The 18,260-nt window shown below is 70.4% G+C and carries 15 protein-coding genes; 7 read left to right on the forward strand and 8 right to left on the reverse strand.

Going from position 1 to position 18,260, the window contains the following annotated elements:
• From G412_RS0116065 to G412_RS0116090, 6 genes are all read right to left on the reverse strand, one after another.
• The gene (locus G412_RS0116065) at window positions 1–513 is read right to left on the reverse strand and encodes a MaoC family dehydratase (RefSeq protein ID WP_028812976.1); all 513 of its coding nucleotides are present in this window, start codon (window positions 511–513) and stop codon (window positions 1–3) included.
• A 2-nt stretch (window positions 514–515) separates the two neighbouring features.
• On the reverse strand, window positions 516–1,475 hold the full coding sequence (locus G412_RS0116070) for an HpcH/HpaI aldolase/citrate lyase family protein (protein ID WP_028812977.1): 960 nt from the start codon (window positions 1,473–1,475) through the stop codon (window positions 516–518).
• Window positions 1,472–3,484 (reverse strand): protein meaA, encoded by a 2,013-nt coding sequence (locus G412_RS0116075; RefSeq protein WP_028812978.1) that lies wholly within the window; start codon window positions 3,482–3,484, stop codon window positions 1,472–1,474. The genes G412_RS0116070 and G412_RS0116075 overlap by 4 nt, the downstream gene beginning before the upstream one ends.
• Entirely contained in the window at window positions 3,484–4,821 is a 1,338-nt protein-coding gene (ccrA, locus tag G412_RS0116080) for a crotonyl-CoA carboxylase/reductase (RefSeq protein WP_028812979.1), read from the reverse strand. Before ccrA ends, G412_RS0116075 begins: the two co-directional genes overlap by 1 nt.
• A 449-nt stretch (window positions 4,822–5,270) precedes the next feature.
• Window positions 5,271–6,107 (reverse strand): TetR family transcriptional regulator, encoded by an 837-nt coding sequence (locus G412_RS0116085; protein ID WP_028812980.1) that lies wholly within the window; start codon window positions 6,105–6,107, stop codon window positions 5,271–5,273.
• A 97-nt stretch (window positions 6,108–6,204) separates the two neighbouring features.
• Entirely contained in the window at window positions 6,205–7,986 is a 1,782-nt protein-coding gene (locus tag G412_RS0116090; RefSeq protein ID WP_028812981.1) for a 3-hydroxyacyl-CoA dehydrogenase family protein, read from the reverse strand.
• Between the two features lie 335 nt (window positions 7,987–8,321).
• Here G412_RS0116090 and G412_RS0116095 point away from each other — a divergent pair, with 335 nt between their 5' ends.
• Window positions 8,322–8,900, forward strand: a complete 579-nt coding sequence (locus G412_RS0116095) for an adenylosuccinate lyase (RefSeq protein WP_028812982.1) — start codon at window positions 8,322–8,324, stop codon at window positions 8,898–8,900.
• Between the two features lie 139 nt (window positions 8,901–9,039).
• Window positions 9,040–9,207 carry a hypothetical protein gene (locus G412_RS39685; protein WP_157839109.1) on the forward strand — a complete coding sequence of 56 codons (168 nt, stop codon included), beginning with the start codon at window positions 9,040–9,042 and terminating at the stop codon, window positions 9,205–9,207.
• A gap of 1 nt (window position 9,208) precedes the next feature.
• On the opposite strand, the gene G412_RS0116105 is transcribed toward G412_RS39685, so the two are convergent.
• Both G412_RS0116105 and G412_RS0116110 read right to left on the reverse strand, forming a co-directional pair.
• On the reverse strand, window positions 9,209–10,792 hold the full coding sequence (locus G412_RS0116105) for an alpha/beta hydrolase (protein ID WP_028812983.1): 1,584 nt from the start codon (window positions 10,790–10,792) through the stop codon (window positions 9,209–9,211).
• A gap of 111 nt (window positions 10,793–10,903) precedes the next feature.
• Window positions 10,904–11,932 (reverse strand): Rv2578c family radical SAM protein, encoded by a 1,029-nt coding sequence (locus G412_RS0116110; RefSeq protein WP_028812984.1) that lies wholly within the window; start codon window positions 11,930–11,932, stop codon window positions 10,904–10,906.
• Between the two features lie 153 nt (window positions 11,933–12,085).
• Here G412_RS0116110 and G412_RS0116115 point away from each other — a divergent pair, with 153 nt between their 5' ends.
• The 5 genes from G412_RS0116115 to G412_RS0116135 all read left to right on the forward strand — a co-directional run bounded on the left by G412_RS0116115 (window position 12,086) and on the right by G412_RS0116135 (window position 18,228).
• The gene (locus G412_RS0116115) at window positions 12,086–12,529 is read left to right on the forward strand and encodes an SRPBCC family protein (RefSeq protein WP_028812985.1); all 444 of its coding nucleotides are present in this window, start codon (window positions 12,086–12,088) and stop codon (window positions 12,527–12,529) included.
• A gap of 166 nt (window positions 12,530–12,695) precedes the next feature.
• The gene (locus tag G412_RS0116120) at window positions 12,696–15,101 is read left to right on the forward strand and encodes an MFS transporter (RefSeq protein ID WP_028812986.1); all 2,406 of its coding nucleotides are present in this window, start codon (window positions 12,696–12,698) and stop codon (window positions 15,099–15,101) included.
• 161 nt (window positions 15,102–15,262) lie between these two features.
• Window positions 15,263–15,955 (forward strand): class I SAM-dependent methyltransferase, encoded by a 693-nt coding sequence (locus G412_RS0116125; protein ID WP_028812987.1) that lies wholly within the window; start codon window positions 15,263–15,265, stop codon window positions 15,953–15,955.
• Between the two features lie 106 nt (window positions 15,956–16,061).
• Window positions 16,062–16,895, forward strand: coding sequence for a M55 family metallopeptidase (locus G412_RS0116130; protein ID WP_028812988.1), 834 nt, complete (start codon window positions 16,062–16,064; stop codon window positions 16,893–16,895).
• Entirely contained in the window at window positions 16,888–18,228 is a 1,341-nt protein-coding gene (locus tag G412_RS0116135) for a M20/M25/M40 family metallo-hydrolase (protein ID WP_028812989.1), read from the forward strand. Before G412_RS0116130 ends, G412_RS0116135 begins: the two co-directional genes overlap by 8 nt.
• Window positions 18,229–18,260: the final 32 nt, after the last annotated feature.

The raw sequence follows: 18,260 nt of genomic DNA on the forward strand, positions 1-18,260 counted from the left end.
CTACTTCTCCTGCGTCTTCGGCTGTGGGCGGCCCGGCTGCTCGCCGCCGCGCTCCTTGATGTACGTCTCGGTCGGAACCATCACCTTGCGCCGGAACACGCAGACGACGGTGCCGTCCTGCTTGTAGCCCTTCGTCTCGACGTAGACGATGCCGCGGTCGCTCTTGGACTTCGACGGCGTCTTGTCGAGGACGGTCGTCTCGCCGTAGATCGTGTCGCCGTGGAAGGTCGGCGCGATGTGCTTGAGCGACTCGACCTCCAGGTTGGCGATGGCCTTCCCGGACACGTCCGGCACCGACATGCCGAGCAGCAGCGAGTAGATGTAGTTGCCGACGACGACGTTCTTACCGAAGTCGGTCGTCTTCTCGGCGTAGTTGCTGTCCATGTGCAGCGGGTGGTGGTTCATGGTCAGCAGGCAGAAGAGATGGTCGTCGTACTCCGTGACCGTCTTTCCGGGCCAGTGCTTGTAGACGGCGCCGACCTCGAACTCCTCGAAAGTGCGTCCGAACTGCATGATCAGGCCTCCGGCGCTTCGAACTTGGAGGTGCGCCGCATGCCCGCCGCGCGTCCCTTGCCGGAGATCACCAGCGCCATCTTGCGGCTCGCCTCGTCGATCATCTCGTCACCGAGCATCGCGGAGCCCTTCTTGCCGCCCGCCTCGGAGGTGTAGTACTCGTACGCGTCGAGGATCAGCTCCGCGTGGTCGAAGTCCTCCTGCGACGGCGAGAAGATCTCGTTCGCGGCGGCGACCTGGTCCGGGTGCAGCACCCACTTGCCGTCGAAACCGAGGGCGGCGGCGCGCTGCGCGACCGCGCGGTAGCCCTCCTGGTTGCGGATCTGGAGGTAGGGACCGTCGATGGCCTGGAGGTTGTGCGTACGGGCCGCCATCAGGATGCGCATCAGGATGTAGTGGTAGGCGTCCGCCGGGTAGCCGGGCGGCTGCTCGCCGACGACCAGCGACTTCATGTTGATCGACGCCATGAAGTCGGCCGGGCCGAAGATGATCGTCTCGACGCGCGGCGAGGCGGCCGCGATCGCGTCGACGTTCACCAGGCCCTTGGCGTTCTCGATCTGCGCCTCGACGCCGATCTTGCCGACCTCGAAGCCCATCGTCTTCTCGATCTGTGTCAGCAGCAGGTCCAGCGCCACGACCTGCTGCGCGTCCTGGACCTTCGGCAGCATGATGCAGTCGAGGTTCTGACCCGCGCCCTCCACCACCGTGACGACATCGCGGTACGTCCACTCGGTGGTCCAGTCGTTGACGCGCACGACCCTGGTCTTGCCCGTCCAGTCACCCTCGTTGAGGAACTTCACGATGGTGTGCCGGGCCTCCGGCTTGGCGAGCGGCGCGCACGCGTCCTCCAGGTCCAGGAAGACCTGGTCGGCCGGCAGGCCCTGGGCCTTCTCCAGGAAGCGCGGGTTCGAGCCGGGAACGGCCAGGCAGGAGCGGCGCGGGCGCAGGCGGTTGACGGTCATGCGGGGACCTCCAGAGGGTCGAGCTTGTTCGCTTTCCGGATCTCGTCGACGATACGGCCGATGATCTCCGTGATACCGAAGTCCTTAGGGGTGAAAACTGCGGCCACTCCGGCAGCACGCAGCGCGGCGGCGTCCGCCGGCGGAATGATTCCGCCCGCGATCACCGGAATGTCGGCGGCCCCGGCCTCCCGCAGGCGTACGAGAACATCCGGCACCAGCTCGGCGTGCGAGCCGGACAGGATCGACAGGCCGACGCAGTGCACGTCCTCCGCGAGCGCGGCGCTCACGATCTGCTCGGGCGTCAGCCTGATGCCCTGGTAGACCACCTCGAAGCCCGCGTCGCGCGCGCGTACGGCGATCTGCTCGGCGCCGTTGGAGTGCCCGTCAAGGCCGGGCTTGCCGACCAGCAGGCGCAGCCGCCCCGAGCCGAGGTCCTCCGCCGTACGGGCCACCTTCTCCCGTACGACGGCGAGCGGGGTGCCCGCCTCCGCGGTGACCGCGACCGGTGCGCTGCTCACGCCCGTCGGCGCGCGGAACTCGCCGAAGACATCCCGCAGTGCCCAGGACCACTCGCCGGTGGTGACGCCCGCGCGGGCGCACTCGACGGTGGGGCCCATCAGGTTCTCGGTGCCCGCCGCGGCCTTCTTGAGGGCCGCCAGGGCCTCGGAGGCGCGGGCCTCGTCGCGGTTGTCGCGCCACTCGTGGAGCTTGGCGACGACGCGTGCCTCGTTGGCCGGGTCGACCGTCATGATCGCGCCGTCCAGGTCCGCGGTGAGCGGGCTGGGCGCCGTCGATTCGTAGCAGTTGACGCCGACGATCTTCTCCTCGCCCGACTCGATGCGGGCGCGCCGCTCCGCGTGCGACGAGACCAGCTGCGACTTGAGGTAACCGGACTCGACGGCGGCCATCGCGCCGCCCATCTCCGCGATGCGGTCCATCTCGGCGAAGGAATCGGCGATCAGCGCCTCGACCTTTGCCTCGATGACGTGCGACCCCGCGAAGATGTCCTCGTACTCCAGCAGGTCGCTCTCCAGGGCGAGGACCTGCTGGATCCGCAGCGACCACTGCTGGTCCCAGGGCCGGGGCAGGCCCAGCGCCTCGTTCCAGGCGGGGAGCTGCACGGCGCGGGCGCGGGCGTCCTTGGAGAGCGTGACGGCCAGCATCTCCAGGACGATGCGCTGGACGTTGTTCTCCGGCTGCGCCTCGGTCAGACCCAGCGAGTTGACCTGCACGCCGTAGCGGAAGCGGCGCTGCTTCTCGTTCTCGATGCCGTACCGCTCGCGGGTGACCTTGTCCCAGATGCGGCCGAAGGCGCGCATCTTGCACATCTCCTCGACGAAGCGGACGCCCGCGTTCACGAAGAAGGAGATACGGGCGACCACGTCCCCGAACTTCTCCGGCTCCACCTGCCCGCTGTCCCGTACGGCGTCGAGTACGGCGATCGCCGTGCTCATGGCGTACGCGATCTCCTGGACCGGCGTGGCGCCGGCCTCCTGGAGGTGGTAGCTGCAGATGTTGATCGGGTTCCACTTGGGGATGTGGTTCACCGTGTAGGTGATCATGTCCGTCGTCAGGCGCAGGCTCGGCACCGGCGGGAAGACGTGCGTACCCCGCGACAGGTACTCCTTGACGATGTCGTTCTGCGTCGTCCCCTGGAGCTTGGTGATGTCGGCGCCCTGCTCCTCCGCGACCACCTGGTACATCGCCAGCAGCCACATGGCCGTGGCGTTGATGGTCATGGAGGTGTTCATCTGCTCCAGGGGGATGTCCTGGAACAGCCGTCGCATGTCACCGAGATGGGAGACCGGGACCCCGACCCGGCCGACCTCGCCGCGGGCGAGGATGTGGTCGGGGTCGTAGCCGGTCTGCGTCGGAAGGTCGAACGCGACCGACAGGCCGGTCTGGCCCTTGGCGAGGTTGTTGCGGTACAGCTCGTTGGACGCCTCGGCGGTCGAGTGACCGGCGTACGTCCGCATGAGCCAGGGCCGGTCCTTCCGACGCTCACTCATCAGATGTTCCTGAAGCGGTTGATCGCGTCGATGTGCTGCTCGCGCAGCTCGTGGTTGCGGACGCCCATTCCCTCGCGGGGCGCCAGCGCCAGGACGCCGACCTTGCCCTGGTGGAGGTTGCGGTGGACGTCGTACGCGGCCTGGCCGGTGTCCTCCAGCGAGTACACCTTGGACAGCGTCGGGTGGATCTTGCCCTTGGCGATCAGCCGGTTGGCCTCCCACGCCTCGCGGTAGTTGGCGAAGTGCGAGCCGATGATCCGCTTCAGCGACATCCACAGGTAGCGGTTGTCGTACTCGTGCATGTAGCCCGAGGTCGAGGCGCAGGTGGTGATCGTGCCGCCCTTGCGGGTGACGTAGACGGACGCGCCGAAGGTCTCGCGGCCGGGGTGCTCGAAGACGATGTCGATGTCCTCGCCGCCGGTGAGTTCACGGATGCGCTTGCCGAAGCGCTTCCACTCCTTGGGGTCCTGGGTGTGCTCGTCCTTCCAGAACTTGTAGCCCTCGGCGTTGCGGTCGATGATCGCCTCGGCGCCCATGGACCGGCAGATGTCCGCCTTCTGGTCGCTGGAGACGACACAGATCGGGTTGGCGCCACCGGCGAGCGCGAACTGGGTGGCGTACGAACCGAGTCCGCCGCTCGCGCCCCAGATCAGCACGTTGTCGCCCTGCTTCATGCCGGCGCCGTTGCGCGAGACGAGCTGGCGGTACGCGGTGGAGTTGACCAGGCCGGGGGCCGCCGCCTCCTCCCAGCTCAGGTGATCGGGCTTGGGCATCAGCTGGTTGGACTTCACGAGCGCGATCTCGGCGAGGCCGCCGAAGTTGGTCTCGAAGCCCCAGATGCGCTGCTCGGGGTCGAGCATCGTGTCGTTGTGGCCGTCGGACGACTCCAGCTCGACGGACAGGCAGTGCGCGACGACCTCGTCACCGGGCTTCCAGGCGTTCACGCCGGGGCCGGTGCGCAGGACGACGCCCGCGAGGTCCGAGCCGATGACGTGGTACGGGAGGTCGTGGCGCTTGCTGAGGTCGCTGAGCCTGCCGTACCGCTCCAGGAACCCGAAGGTCGAGACCGGCTCGAAGATCGAGGTCCAGACGGAGTTGTAGTTCACCGAGCTGGCCATGACCGCCACCAGGGCCTCGCCCGGCCCGAGCTCGGGCACTGGCACGTCCTCGACGTGCAGGGACTTGCGCGGGTCCTTGTCGCGGCTGGCGACGCCGGTGAACATCTCGGCCTCGTCCTTGTGCACGGTCACCGCGCGGTACGACTCGGGGATGGACAGGGCGGCGATGTCTGCGGCCGTACTGTCCTGCGACTGGATCGCGTCCAGGATTTCCTTCACGGGGTGCCTCCGGCGGATGGGGTCTCCCCTGCTCGAGCGAAGCCGAGAGCTCGGGGATGCGTTCTGAGGGGAACGCTTTGAGGGGAACGTCGGGGTGCTGCTGTGGAGGTGTGCCGTCGGTTCGGCGGTGGTGCGGGTGTTCGGCAGCGCGGGTAGCGCGGGAGGTTGCCTGTGACGCAGGCGCCCGGGCGCACAAACACGTGGGTTTGCGGGGACAGCCGGCGTACGAAAGATCACTGCACGCCGGCCGCCCGGACAACATCAACGTATGACACCCCGTGCCACGTGACAAGACACTGAGTGCCAACAATTTCTCTCACTTGTCACCTCGCCGTCACACATGAGCGATGATCGATCGAATGGCTCCATGAGAGCACGCGCAGACGCCGCCCGCCTCCCGGAAATCCGGGGGCGGACGGCGTCTTCGGCCGGCGCGGAACGCGGCCTGTTCAGCTCTGCTTGAGTGCGCGTTCGATCGTGCGCATGACCTCGTCCAGAGGCGCGTCGGTACGGGCCACGGTCACCAGCACGTCGCCGCTCACCGAGGCCGAGGCGGAAGGCGACTGCTCGGGCTTCCGGCGCTCCCCGGACGTGGAGCGCCCCGCGCCGATGCCCGTGCCGAAGGTGTCGCGGACGATCGAGAACGCGTGGTCAAGCTGCGCCTCCACGTCGCCCTGGCCGCCCGCCCGCAGCCAGCGCCGCAGTACGTGGTTGTGTGCCGTCACCACGGCCGACGCCGCCACCTCCGCCAGCAGCGGGTCGTCGTTGCCGTCGTGCTGGTCGTGCTCGTCGAAGTGGCCCAGCAGATAGCGCGTGAACAGCCGCTCGTAGCGGGCCACCGAGGCGATCTCCGCCTCGCGGAGCGTCGGGACCTCGCGGGTGAGCTTGTAGCGGGCCACGGAGACCGCGGGGGACGCCGCGTACATCCGCATGACTTCCTTGATGCCCCGGCAGACCGTGTCCAGCGGGTGCTCGTGCGGGGACGCCGCGTTGAGCACCGCCTCCGCGCGCACGAGCGTGTCGTCGTGGTCCGGGAAGATCGCCTCTTCCTTGGAACGGAAGTGCCGGAAGAAGGTCCGCCGGGCCACCCCGCCCGCGGCGGCGATCTCGTCGACGGTCGTCGCCTCGTACCCCTTCGTCGCGAACAGCTCCATCGCCGCGGCCGACAGTTCCCGGCGCATCTTGAGCCGCTGGGCAGCCGCCCGGCTGCCCGCGGCGCTCTCGGGCGCGTCGGAAGCGGGGTTCACACGTGACGGTCGGCGGGGGGAGTCAGCGGGCTGGGACATGCCCCGAACGTACTGCATCCGCGCAGGAGAGCGCGCCTGTGGGTGCGGGCTGCCGGCCGGCTCCAGCAGTCCGCCCCATCCGGTCACACCCTCCTGCTCAGCGCCCGGCATACTCCCGGAAGCCGCGCCCCGTCTTGCGGCCGAGGCACCCCGCCGCCACCAGGTGTTCGAGCAGCGGGGCCGGGGCCAGGCCCGGATCGCGGAACTCGCCGTGCAGCACCTTCTGGATGGCGAGGGAGACGTCCAGGCCCACGACGTCGAGGAGCTCGAAGGGGCCCATCGGGTACCCGCCGCCCAGCTTCATCGCGGCGTCGATGTCGTTCAGCGTCGCGTAGTGCTGCTCGACCATCTTGACCGCGTTGTTGAGGTACGGGAAAAGGAGCGCGTTCACGATGAACCCGGCCCGGTCGCCGCAGTCCACCGGGTGCTTGCGGATCTTCACGCACACCTCGCGGACGGTCGCCTGGACCGCGTCGGAGGTGAGGACGGTGCGGACGACCTCGACCAGCTTCATCGCGGGCGCCGGGTTGAAGAAGTGCATCCCGATGACGTCCTGCGGGCGCGAGGTCGCGCGGGCGCAGGCGACGACGGGCAGCGAGGACGTGGTCGTGGCGAGCACCGCGCCCGGCTTGCAGACCTTGTCGAGCGTCGCGAAGAGCTGCTGCTTGACCTCCAGGTCCTCCGCGACCGCCTCCACCGCCAGATCGACGTCGAAGAACGCGTCGAGCGAGCCCGCCGGAGTAACCCGGTCCAGCGTCTCGTCGCGCGCCTCGGCCGTCATCCGGCCCTTGTCGACAGAGCGCGAAAGGGACTTGGCGATACGGGCCTTCGCCTTGTCCGCCTTCTCCTGGCTGCGGGCCGCGAGCACCACCTCGTAACCGGCCTTCGCGAAGACCTCGGCGATACCGGACGCCATGGTCCCGGACCCGGCGACTCCCACCGACCGCACCGGCCGGCCGGGCGTGACGCCCGCGGACTCCAGCGGGGTGAGCGCGTCACGCACCACGGTCTGGCTGCCGGCCGCCTCGTACGTGTAGAAGCCGCGCCCCGACTTGCGGCCGCGCAGCCCCGCCTCACTGAGCTGCTTGAGGATGGGGGCGGGGGCGTGCAGCCGGTCGTGGGACTCGGCGTACATCGCGTCCAGGACGGTACGGGCCGTGTCGATGCCGATCAGGTCCAGCAGGGCGAGCGGACCCATCGGCAGGCCGCAGCCGAGCTTCATCGCGGCGTCGATGTCCTCGCGGGAGGCGTACTTCGCCTCGTACATCGCGGCGGCCTGGTTGAGGTAGCCGAAGAGGAGCCCGTCGGCTACGAAACCGGGCCGGTCACCGACCGCGACCGGCTCCTTGCCCAGGTCGCGGGCGAGCGCGGTGACGGCTTCGACGGCCTGCGGGGCGGTGAGCACCGAGGAGACGATCTCGACCAGTTTCATCGCGGGCGCCGGGTTGAAGAAGTGCATCCCGAGGACGCGCTCGGGGTGCGCGGAGTCGGCGGCGAGGCGGGTCACGGACAGCGCGTTCGTGCCGGTCGCCAGGACCGTCGTGGGGCGCACGATGGCGTCGAGCGCGCGGAAGACCTGCTGCTTGGCCTCGTACGACTCATGCACGACCTCGATCACGAGATCGGCGTCCGCGGCGGCCTGGAGGTCGCTGAACGTACGGAAACGGGCGAGGGCGTCACGCCGCTCCTCGTCGGTGATCCGCCCGCGCTCCACGGCTCGTGCGGTGGAGGCTTCGAGCGAGGAGACGGCCAGCCGGGCGGCCTCCTCGCTGATGTCGATGCCGATCACTTCACGGCCGGCGCGGGCCAGGATCTCGGCGATGCCGGTGCCCATGGTGCCGAGTCCGACCACGGCGACGGTACTGAGAGGGGTGTCCATCACGGGACTCCAGGAGATGAGTGACGACTGAGGGGCACACGCACCGCGCCGGGGTACGCCAAGGGGCGCACGGCGCAAGGGAGTTGCGTGCGGAGGTTGCGCGGAACGCGCGGAGCGGTCGAGCTGCGGGGCCGACGGACTCTGTCCCGGAGTCACGTCGCGGAAGAAAACACCGAACCGACAGAACACTCGGGGCGGCTGCGTCACCAGGCCGCCATGAGGTGATCATTCAGCGGGGGGTGGCCCGCTCACTTGAGAGTAACCGGCGAGTAACGAGCGCGCCAGACCTGGCGGGATGTGATCTAGGACGCCTGTGCGCTGCATACGCTTGCGCCATGGACGAGGAGCTGCGGTCGCTCGCCGACCGGGTACGGAGTGAGGCCCGGTCCGGGCCGGGTGGTGCCGCGGCGTACGAGCGGCTGCTCGCCACCGACGACCCGGACGAACTGGCCAGGGTGCTCACCGAGACGCAGCGCCCGCTGTGGGCCCGCGAGATGGCCGCCTTCCGGCTGGGATGCGCCGGCGACCGCAGGGCCTTCGAGACGCTGGTGCTGCTCCTCAACCACCGGGATCCGCAGCGGTGCGCCGCCGCCGCATACGCGCTGGCGCGCCTCGGTGACCCGCGTACCGCCCGCGCGGCGGCCGCGCTGGCCACGAACTCGCTGCGTACCGCGTACGCGCTGCATCCGGTGCGGCTGCTCACCGAGCTCCGGGCGCCCGAGACCGTACCGGCGCTGATCACCACGCTGCGCGGGCTGCTCGCCCCGGCGAACCCCCACTGGCGGGTGGCGCTCGCCTGCGTCGAGGGCCTGGGGCAACTGCGGGACGCGCGGGCCCGGCCGGTGCTCGAAGCGGCGCTGGGTCACCCGCGGCTGGTCGCCGCCGCGTCCGCCGCGCTCAGCCGCCTGAAGTAACGCGTCTCGGGCACGGCGCCTGCTGCACGGCCCCGAGGCGTTCAACAGGAGCCAGTGGCCGCGAGAGCAGCTCGCCCGCGCGGACGAGGGCAATCGCCGGGTCTTCGCGGCCATCTCCGCGCTCGGCCCGGCCCTCGGAGTGACCGGGGGCGTCGAGGCGGAGCGCCTCTCCCTCGCGCTCGTCGACCTGCCCCTCGCGCTGGTACGCCGGCATGTGCGGGGCGGAGAGAGCCTCCCCGCACATGCCGAGCAACTGGCCGCGGACAGCACGGCCCTGCTGCTGTCCGACCTGCCCCCCGGCCCGTAGGTCAGGCGCGGAAGCCGAGCAGTCCGTGCAGGGTGCTGCCCTCGGTCGGGATCGCCGCCCTCTCGGGCGGCAGCGGCTTCGGGTCGGGCAACGCGTCGCAGACCGCGTCCGCGTCACCGCTGCCGGAACCGCGCGGCACCTTGCCGGTCGCCAGATAGTCCGCCAGATGCCGGTTCAGGCAGGCGTTTCCGGTCAGTGCGATGCCGTGGTTGCCGCCGCCTTCCTCGACCACGAGCGCCGAGCGGGACAGCATCCGGTGCAGGGTGACCCCGCCGCCGTACGGCGTGGCGGCGTCCTCCGTCGCCTGGAGCAGGAGCACCGGCGGCAGCTTGTCGTTCGTGACGTCCGGCGGATTCAGCGACCGGGTGGGCCAGAAGGCGCACGGCGCGTTGTACCAGGCGTTGTTCCAGGTCGAGAAGGGTGCCTTCTCGTGCACGTCCCAGTTGTCCTCGCGCCAGGTGCCCCAGTCGCGCGGCCACGAGGCGTCCCGGCACAGCACCGAGGTATAGATGCTGTAGCCGTTGTCGCCGACGCCGGTCGCACCGAAGTTCTTGTACGCCCCGACCAGCGGCAGCGCGTCCTTCTCGTTCACGTACGCCGCGAACGCCTCGGCGAGGTGGGGCCAGTAGCCGTTGAAGTAGCCGCCGGACAGGTACGTGTCCTCCAGCTCGGCCGGGCCGACCTTCTTGTCCGCGGGGCGCTTGCGCAGCGCCTCGCGCATCCCATACCACTTGGCCTCGACCTCCGCCGGATCGCTGCCGAGCCCGTACGTCGCGTCGTACTTGGCGACCCAGGCGGCGAACGCCTTGTGCCGCGCGTCGAACGCGTAGTTCTGCGCGATGTTGTTGTGGTACCAGGTGCCCGTCGGGTCGACGACGCTGTCCAGGGCGAGCCGCCGCACCCGCTGCGGATGGAGCTTCGCGTACACGGCGCCGAGGTAGGTGCCGTACGAGTAGCCGAAGTAGCTGATCTGCCGCGCGCCGAGCGCCCGGCGGACGACGTCCAGGTCCCGGGCGGCGCTCACGGTGTTGATGTGCGGCAGCACATCGCCGTACTTGTCGCCGCACGCCTTGGCGAACGCCTGCGCCCGGCGGAGGTTGGCCCGCTCGTCCTGCTCGCCGCGCGGTACGGAATCCGGGCGTACGGGCGAGGAGTGGCCGGGCCGGCAGTCGAGGGCCGGTGTGCTCGCGCCCACGCCGCGTGGATCGAAGCCGATGACGTCGTACTGCGCCGCCACCTTCTTCGGCAGCGCTCCGGCCACGAAACCGGCCAGTGACAGGCCGCTGCCGCCGGGGCCGCCCGGATTGACGAGCAGCGGTCCCTGGAATTTCTTGGCGGTGTGCCGTACGCGCGACAGCGCGAGGGTGATCTTCCTGCCGCGCGGATCGGCGTGGTTCAGGGGCACCTCGACCGACGAACACTGGAGCTTCGGATATTTCTTGGTGCCGCAGCCGGTCCATGTGAGCGTGCTGCCCGCCGCGGCGGAAGTGGCCCCGGCGTCCGCCGAGACCGCGGGTGGTACGGCCGTGACCAGTCCGGCCGCCGTCGCTCCGACGGCGAACAGAACTCCTGCGCGTTTCTTCACTGAGCCTCCCGTGCTGGGGGAATGTGGCTGTGAGTGACACAGCCCCCGCCGCATCGTGCCGGAAAGGGGCCCGGAAGGAGATGATATGAACGTTTTATAACTGGCGTGGCGTCAGAGCAGAGTGAGTTGCGTGGGGCCAGGAGGTTCCGGTTCCGCGGCCGCAGGAACGCGTCGGCGCGCGCCCGGGCCCGACGGGCCTATGCCGAACTCCGTCGCGAGCTCGTGCACCTGACGGGTGATCCGGCGCTGGTACCACTTGGGTGCGTACGCCACTTCGGCGTACAGCCGCTCGTACCGCCGCACCAGATGGGGATGGTGCTTCCCGAGCCACGCCATGAACCATTCGCGCGCGCCCGGCCGCAGGTGCAGCACGAGTGGGGTGACCGAGGTCGCGCCCGAGGCGGCGATCGCCCGGACGGTGGCGCGCAGCTCGTCGGGGGAGTCTCCGAGGAAGGGGATGACGGGGGCCATCAGCACGCCGCAGCCGATGCCGTGGTCCGTGAGCGTCCGTACGACGTCCAGGCGGCGCTCGGGGGAGGGGGTGCCCGGCTCGACCGTGCGCCACAGCTCCGGGTCGGTGAAGCCGACCGAGACGGAGATGCCGATGTCGGTCACCTCGGCGGCCTGCACCAGCAGGTCGAGGTCGCGCAGGATGAGCGTGCCCTTGGTCAGGATCGAGAAGGGGTTCGCGTGGTCGCGCAGGGCGGCGATGATGCCGGGCATGAGGCGGTAGCGGCCCTCGGCCCGCTGGTAGCAGTCGACGTTCGTGCCCATCGCGATGTGCGCGCCCTGCCAGCGGCTGGAGGCGAGCCGGCCGCGCAGCAGCTCCGGCGCGTTGATCTTGACGATGATCTGCGAGTCGAAGTCCAGCCCGGTGTCGAGGTCCAGATAGGTGTGGGTCTTGCGTGCGAAGCAGTAGACGCACGCGTGCGTGCAGCCCCGGTACGGATTGACCGTCCATTCGAACGGCATGCGTGACGCGCCCGGCACCCGGTTCACGATCGAACGGGCGCGCACCTCGTGGAAGGTGATCCCCCGGAACTCGGGGGTGTCGAAGGTGCGGGTGGTCACCGCGTCCGTTCCGAAGAGCGCGGCCTCCCCGGTGGTGGCGGGGTTTTCGGCCAGATTGTTCCAGCGCATGTGCGCCTCCTCGGTAGCACTGACCACAGAATAGAACATGCGTTCCCTTTATGTCGCAGCCCCTTCCTTTGTGCAACCCCGATTTTGGGCGGCCGTACCGGAGGTGGTTGGGTAAGCCGCACCCTTGAAAACCCAAGTGCTGGAGGAACAGGCATGGCGCAGGTCGAGGCCACCACAGAGCGGATCATCGCGGCGGATGCGGAGACGGTGTTCGACACGCTGGCCGACTACAGCGGCGCGCGTGAGAAGCTCCTGCCCGAGCACTTCTCCGAGTACGAGGTGCGCGAGGGCGGCGACGGCGAGGGCACCCTCGTCCACTGGAAGCTCCAGGCCACCAGCAAGCGCGTCCGTGACTGCCTGCTCGAGGTGACCGAGCCGACCGACGGGCAGCTCGTCGAGAAGGACCGCAACTCGTCCATGGTCACCACCTGGATCGTCACCCCGGCCGGTGAGGGCAAGTCGAAGGCCGTCGTCAGTACGGTGTGGAACGGCGCCGGCGGCATCGGCGGCTTCTTCGAGAAGACGTTCGCGCCCAAGGGACTCGGCCGGATCTACGACGCCCTGCTCGCCAACCTCGCCGCTCACGTGGAGAAGTAGCCCTCACCGGTTCGAGTGGTCTTCCCGGCGCGCCGGTGGTGCGCCGCAGGGCTCCCACCGGGGGTGAAGCCGCCCGCGTACGCCTCCCGCCTCGATCGCCCCGCTTGCTCCCAGTTGTCGCGTAATGCGAGAAAAGGGCGGCGCAGTGCGACGAGGGGAGCAGTACGTGGGCGGGAGCACTCTGGTGACGACGGACTCGGCGGGCGACGCCCGGCCGCCGTCGCCACCGCCGGCCGAACTCCCGGTGGGGCAAAGGCCACAGGGCCGCCCTCTCAGTCCGCGCCGCGTCCGGCTGGTGTTCTGCGGGCTGATGCTCGCGCTGCTCCTCGCGGCGCTGGAGCAGGTGATCGTCGCCACCGCCCTCCCGGAGATCGCCGGCGAAATCCAGGGCCTGGACCGGATGCCGTGGGTGACCACCGCCTACCTGCTCACCGCCACGATCAGCCTCCCGGTCCACGGGAAACTGGGTGACCTCTTCGGCCGTAAAGGCATCTTCCAGTTCGCGCTCGCCGTCTTCGTCGTCGGCTCCGCGCTGGCCGGCTGGTCCCGCACCATGGACCAGCTCATCGCCTTCCGCGCGATCCAGGGCCTCGGCGCCGGCGGCATCGTGGCCGGCGTCCAGGCGATCACCGCCGACATCGTGCCGTCCAGGAACCGCGGCCGCTTCATTGGCCTCACTGTCGCCGCCTTCGGTCTCGCCCCGGTGGCGGGACCGCTGCTCGGCGGCTTCCTCACCGACCACGCGTCCTGGCGCTGGTGTTTCTACCTCAACGTTCCGTTCGGCCTGCTCACCATGGCCGTCATCGCTGTCGTACTGAAGCTCCCGAAGCCCGGCGTACGGCGGCGACTCGACGTACTCGGCGCGCTGCTGCTCACCGCCGCGTCCACCTGCCTGCTCCTGCTGACCAGTTGGGGCGGTACGCAGCACGCGTGGGACTCGCGGGTGATCCTCGGACTCGCCGCCGGGGCTGCCGGAACGACTCTGCTGTTCATCGTCGTCGAGCACTACGTGCCCGAACCGCTGATGCCGATGGGGCTGTTCCGCGACTCGGTCTTCACCCTCACCAGCCTCGTCGGCGCGGTCGTCGGCGTCGCGCTCTTCGGCGCCGTCAGCCTTCTGCCGGCGTTCCTCCAGATGGTCGAAGGCACCGGCGCGACGGAGTCCGGGCTGCTGATGCTGCCGATGACGGGCGGGGTCGTCGTCGCCTCGATCGTCTCGGGGCACCTCATCAGCCGCACCGGTCGCTACCGCCTCTACCCGGTCGTCGGCAGCGCGTGCTCGGTGCTCGGCATGTGGCTGCTGTCCCGGTTGGAGGCCGACACCTCGCGGCTGCACTACAGCATCTGGATGGCCGTACTCGGCGTCGGCATCGGACTCGTCATGCCCGTCCTCATCCTCGCCGTCCAGAACTCCGTGCCACCGGCCGACCTTGGCGCCGCCACCAGCGCCAACAACCTTTTTCGCCAGGTAGGCGGCAGCGTCGGCGCCGCCGTCTTCGGCACCCTCCTCGCGAACCGGCTCGACGACGCGCTGTCCGAGCGCCTGTCCGAGCGCCTGTCCGGGGACGCCGGACTCCCCGGTCCCGCGGCGGTCACCCCGCAGCTCGTGCACGCCATGGAGCCCACGCTGCGCGACGCCTACATCGCGGCGTACGCCGAGACCATGCCGCGGATCTTCCTCTACCTCGTGCCGGTGCTCGTACTCGGCCTGCTCATCGCCTGCTTCCTCAAGGAGAAACCGCTGGTGTCCCACAACGCCCCCGCAGCCGCGCCCTCCGCCATCCCCGCGGCCCGCGCCGCCTCCCCCGGTGCGCCGGGGGTTCCCGTCTGCGGCACCGTCCAGCACCACGACGGCAGCGTCGTGCCGCGCGCCGCCCTCACCCTCATCGACGTATCGGGGCGGCAGGTCGGGCGCGGTGCGAGCGGCGACGACGGACGGTACGCGCTGAGCGCGGCCGGATCCGGGTCGTACGTGATGATCGCGGCGGCCGGCGGGCACCAGCCGCAGGCCGTCACCGTCACCGTCGGCGAACGCCCCGTCGAACTCGACGTGGTGCTCGGCGGCGCGGGCCGCCTCGCCGGGACCGTACACACCGCGGACGGCACGCCGGTGCGGGACGCCGCCGTCATGCTCACCGACGTACGCGGAGAGGTCGTCGCCTCGACCCGCAGCGGGCGTGAGGGCGGCTACGTCATCACGGAACTGGTGGCGGGGGAGTACACCCTGGCCGGGAGCGCGCCCGCGTTCCGGCCCGCCGCCCTTCCGGTGAGCGTGCAGGCCTCTCGGGAGACCCGGCAGGACATCGAGCTGGCGGGCGGCGCGGTGCTGCGCGGCACCGTACGGGCGACCGGCGGCCGGCCCGTCGAGGACGCGCGGGTGACGCTGCTCGACGCCGGGGGCAACGTGGTGGACACGCTCACCACGGGGCCCGACGGCCTGTTCCGCTTCATCGACCTGTCGTCCGGCGAGTACACGGTGATCGCCGCGGGCTACCCGCCGGTCGCCACCGTGCTCCAGGTCGCGGGAGGCGGGCGTACCGAACGCGACCTCCAACTCGGCCACGAGGACTGACCCTTCGGGACGCCGCCCCATGCGGCCCGCCGTGGGCCGTTCGGAGTGACGCCGCGGGTTCGCGGGCCGGTACGGGCGCGCTGAGCCGGACCCGGCCGCGGCCGGGTCCTACGCTGAGCCCGGCCCCGGTGCGGGGCGCCGGTGGACCCCAGGGAGCAACGATGCCGGAGCAGGGCCGGGACGCGGCCGACGCGCAGCGCGAGCACTGGCAGCGGACGTACGCCGAGCATCCGGGGATGTACGGCGAGGCTCCCTCGGCCGCCGCTGTCCATGCCGCCGCCGTGTTCCGCGTGGCGGGCGCCAAGGACGTACTGGAGCTCGGAGCCGGGCACGGGCGCGACGCCCTGTACTTCGCCGGCTGCGGCTTCACCGTCCGCGCCACGGATTTCAGCCCGGCCGGGCTGAAACAACTGACGGAAAGGGCCGAGGAGTCGTACCTCGGGTCCTCGCTGAGCGTCATGGTCCACGATGTGCGGCGCCCGCTGCCGCTGCCGGACGGCTCCGTGGACGCGGTCTTCGCCCACATGCTGATGTGCATGGCCCTGTCGACCCAGGAGATCCGCCAGTTGGTGGGCGAGGTACGGCGGGTACTGCGCCCCGGCGGCACGTTCGTCTACACCGTCCGGCACACCGGCGACGCCCACTACGGGGCGGGCACCGCCCACGGCGACGACATCTTCGAGCACGGCGGGTTCGCGGTGCACTTCTTCGACCGCCCCCTGGTCGACGCGCTGGCCGAGGGGTGGGAACTGCGCGAGGTCCACGTCTTCGAGGAGGGCGACCTGCCGCGCCGTCTGTGGCGGATCACCCAGACGCTGCCGGGCGGCGCGGGCTCCGGTGCGGCAGGGGCGTGAGCGCGGCGCCGCGCGCTGGGAAGGTGACGGGGCTTGTCTGGACCAGACCTCTGGAGATTTGGACAGTCCTGGCCGGGGCCCGCGCCGGCGCGTAACGTGAGGCCGCATGAAGATCCTCATCAGCGCCGACATGGAGGGCGCCACCGGTGTCACCTGGCCGGCCGACGTACTGCCGGGGACCGCGCAGTGGGAGCGCTGCCGGTCCCTGTTCACGTCGGACGTGAATGCGGCCGTCCTCGGGTTCTTCGACGGGGGCGCCGACGAGGTCCTCATCAACGAGGCGCACTGGTCGATGCGCAACCTCCTCCTGGAGCGGTTCGACGAGCGCGCCGAGATGCTGACGGGCCGGCACAAGTCCCTCAGCATGGTCGAGGGCGTGCAGCACGGGGACGTGGACGGCATCGCGTTCGTCGGCTACCACACCGGCGCCGGCACCGAGGGCGTCCTCGCCCACACGTACCTCGCCAACTCCATCACGGGCGTGTGGGTGAACGGCGTACGGGCCAGTGAGGGCCTGCTCAACTCACACGTCGTCGCGGAGTACGGCGTACCGGTGGTTCTCGTCACCGGCGACGACCTGACCTGCCAGGACGCCGAGGGGTACGCCCCCGGAGCCCGCAAGGTCGCGGTCAAGGACCACGTCTCGCGGTACGCCGCCGTCTGCCGCACCCCGGCCCGTACCGCCGCGGACATCAGGGCCGCGGCCAAGGAGGCGACGGCTCTCGCCGTACGCCACGAACCGGTGCGCGGCGGCCCGTTCACCGTGGAGCTGGAATTCGACGCGGAGCACCTTGCGGGGGCCGCCACCGTGGTACCGGGGGTGGAGGCGACCGGAGAACGGCGTGTCGCGTACACCAGCACGACGATGTATGAGGGCATTCGTACGTTCAAGGCCGTCACGACGATCGTCTCGTCCGCCGTGGAGGAGCAGTATGGGTGAGCAGCAGCCGGCCGACGCGCTCGCGCTCGCGCTCGACGAGGTGGTGACCTTCACGTCCGAGCTCATCCGCATCGACACCACCAACCGGGGCGGCGGCGACTGCCGCGAGCGCCCTGCCGCCGAGTACGTCGCGGAGCGGCTCGCTGAGGCCGGCCTGGCCCCCCTCCTGCTCGAACGCACCCCCGGCCGGACCAACGTCGTGGCCAGGATCGCCGGCACGGACCCGTCCGCCGACGCGCTCCTCGTCCACGGCCACCTCGACGTCGTACCCGCCGAACCCGCCGACTGGAGCGTGCACCCCTTCTCGGGGGAAGTCCGCGACGGAGTCGTCTGGGGCCGTGGCGCGATCGACATGAAGAACATGGACGCGATGGTTCTCGCGGTCGTACGGGCCTGGGCGCGCTCCGGCACCCGGCCGCGCCGCGACATCGTCCTCGCCTTCACCGCCGACGAGGAGGCCAGCGCGGTCGACGGCTCCGGTTTCCTCGCCGACGCTCACCCGGAACTCTTCGAAGGCTGTACGGAAGGCATCAGCGAATCCGGCGCCTACACCTTCCACGCCGGCCCCGGCATGGAGATCTACCCGATCGCCGCGGGGGAGCGGGGCACCGGCTGGCTCAAGCTCACCGGCGTCGGCACGGCCGGCCACGGCTCCAAGGTCAACCGGGACAACGCCGTGAGCAGGCTGGCCGCCGCCATCGCCCGGATCGGCGCGTACGAATGGCCGGTGCGGCTCACGCCGACCGTCCGGGCCTGTCTCACCGAGCTGGCGGCCCTGCACCAGCTCGACGTACCGGATTTCGATGCGCCCGGTTTCGATGTGGACGCCCTGCTCAACAAGCTGGGCCCGGCCGCCGAGCTGGTCGAGGCGACGGTACGGGGCAGCGCCAACCCGACGATGCTGGACGCCGGGTACAAGGTCAACGTCATTCCGGGGCGGGCGACCGCCTACGTCGACGGGCGGTTCCTGCCGGGCGGCGAGGAGGAGTTCCGCCGGACCCTGGACCGGCTCACCGGCGATCAGGTGGACTGGGAGTTCCACCACCGGGAGACCGCCCTGGAGGCGCCGACCGACTCGCCGACGTACGCGAAACTGCGCGCGGCGGTGGAGCACTTCGCGCCCGGCGGGCATGTCGTGCCGTACTGCATGTCGGGCGGCACGGACGCCAAGCAGTTCTCACGGCTCGGCATCACCGGCTACGGTTTCTCGCCGCTGAAGCTGCCCGTCGACTTCCACTACGGCGCCCTCTTCCACGGCGTCGACGAGCGCGTACCTGTCGAGGCCCTCCACTTCGGCGTGCGCGTGCTCGACCATTACCTGAAGACCGCATAGCGGGAAGACCGCCCGGCAGGGGGAGTTGGCAG

The sequence above is a fragment of the Streptomyces flavidovirens DSM 40150 genome (genome assembly GCF_000429085.1).
In the GTDB taxonomy this organism is placed as follows: Bacteria; Actinomycetota; Actinomycetes; order Streptomycetales; family Streptomycetaceae; genus Streptomyces; species Streptomyces flavidovirens.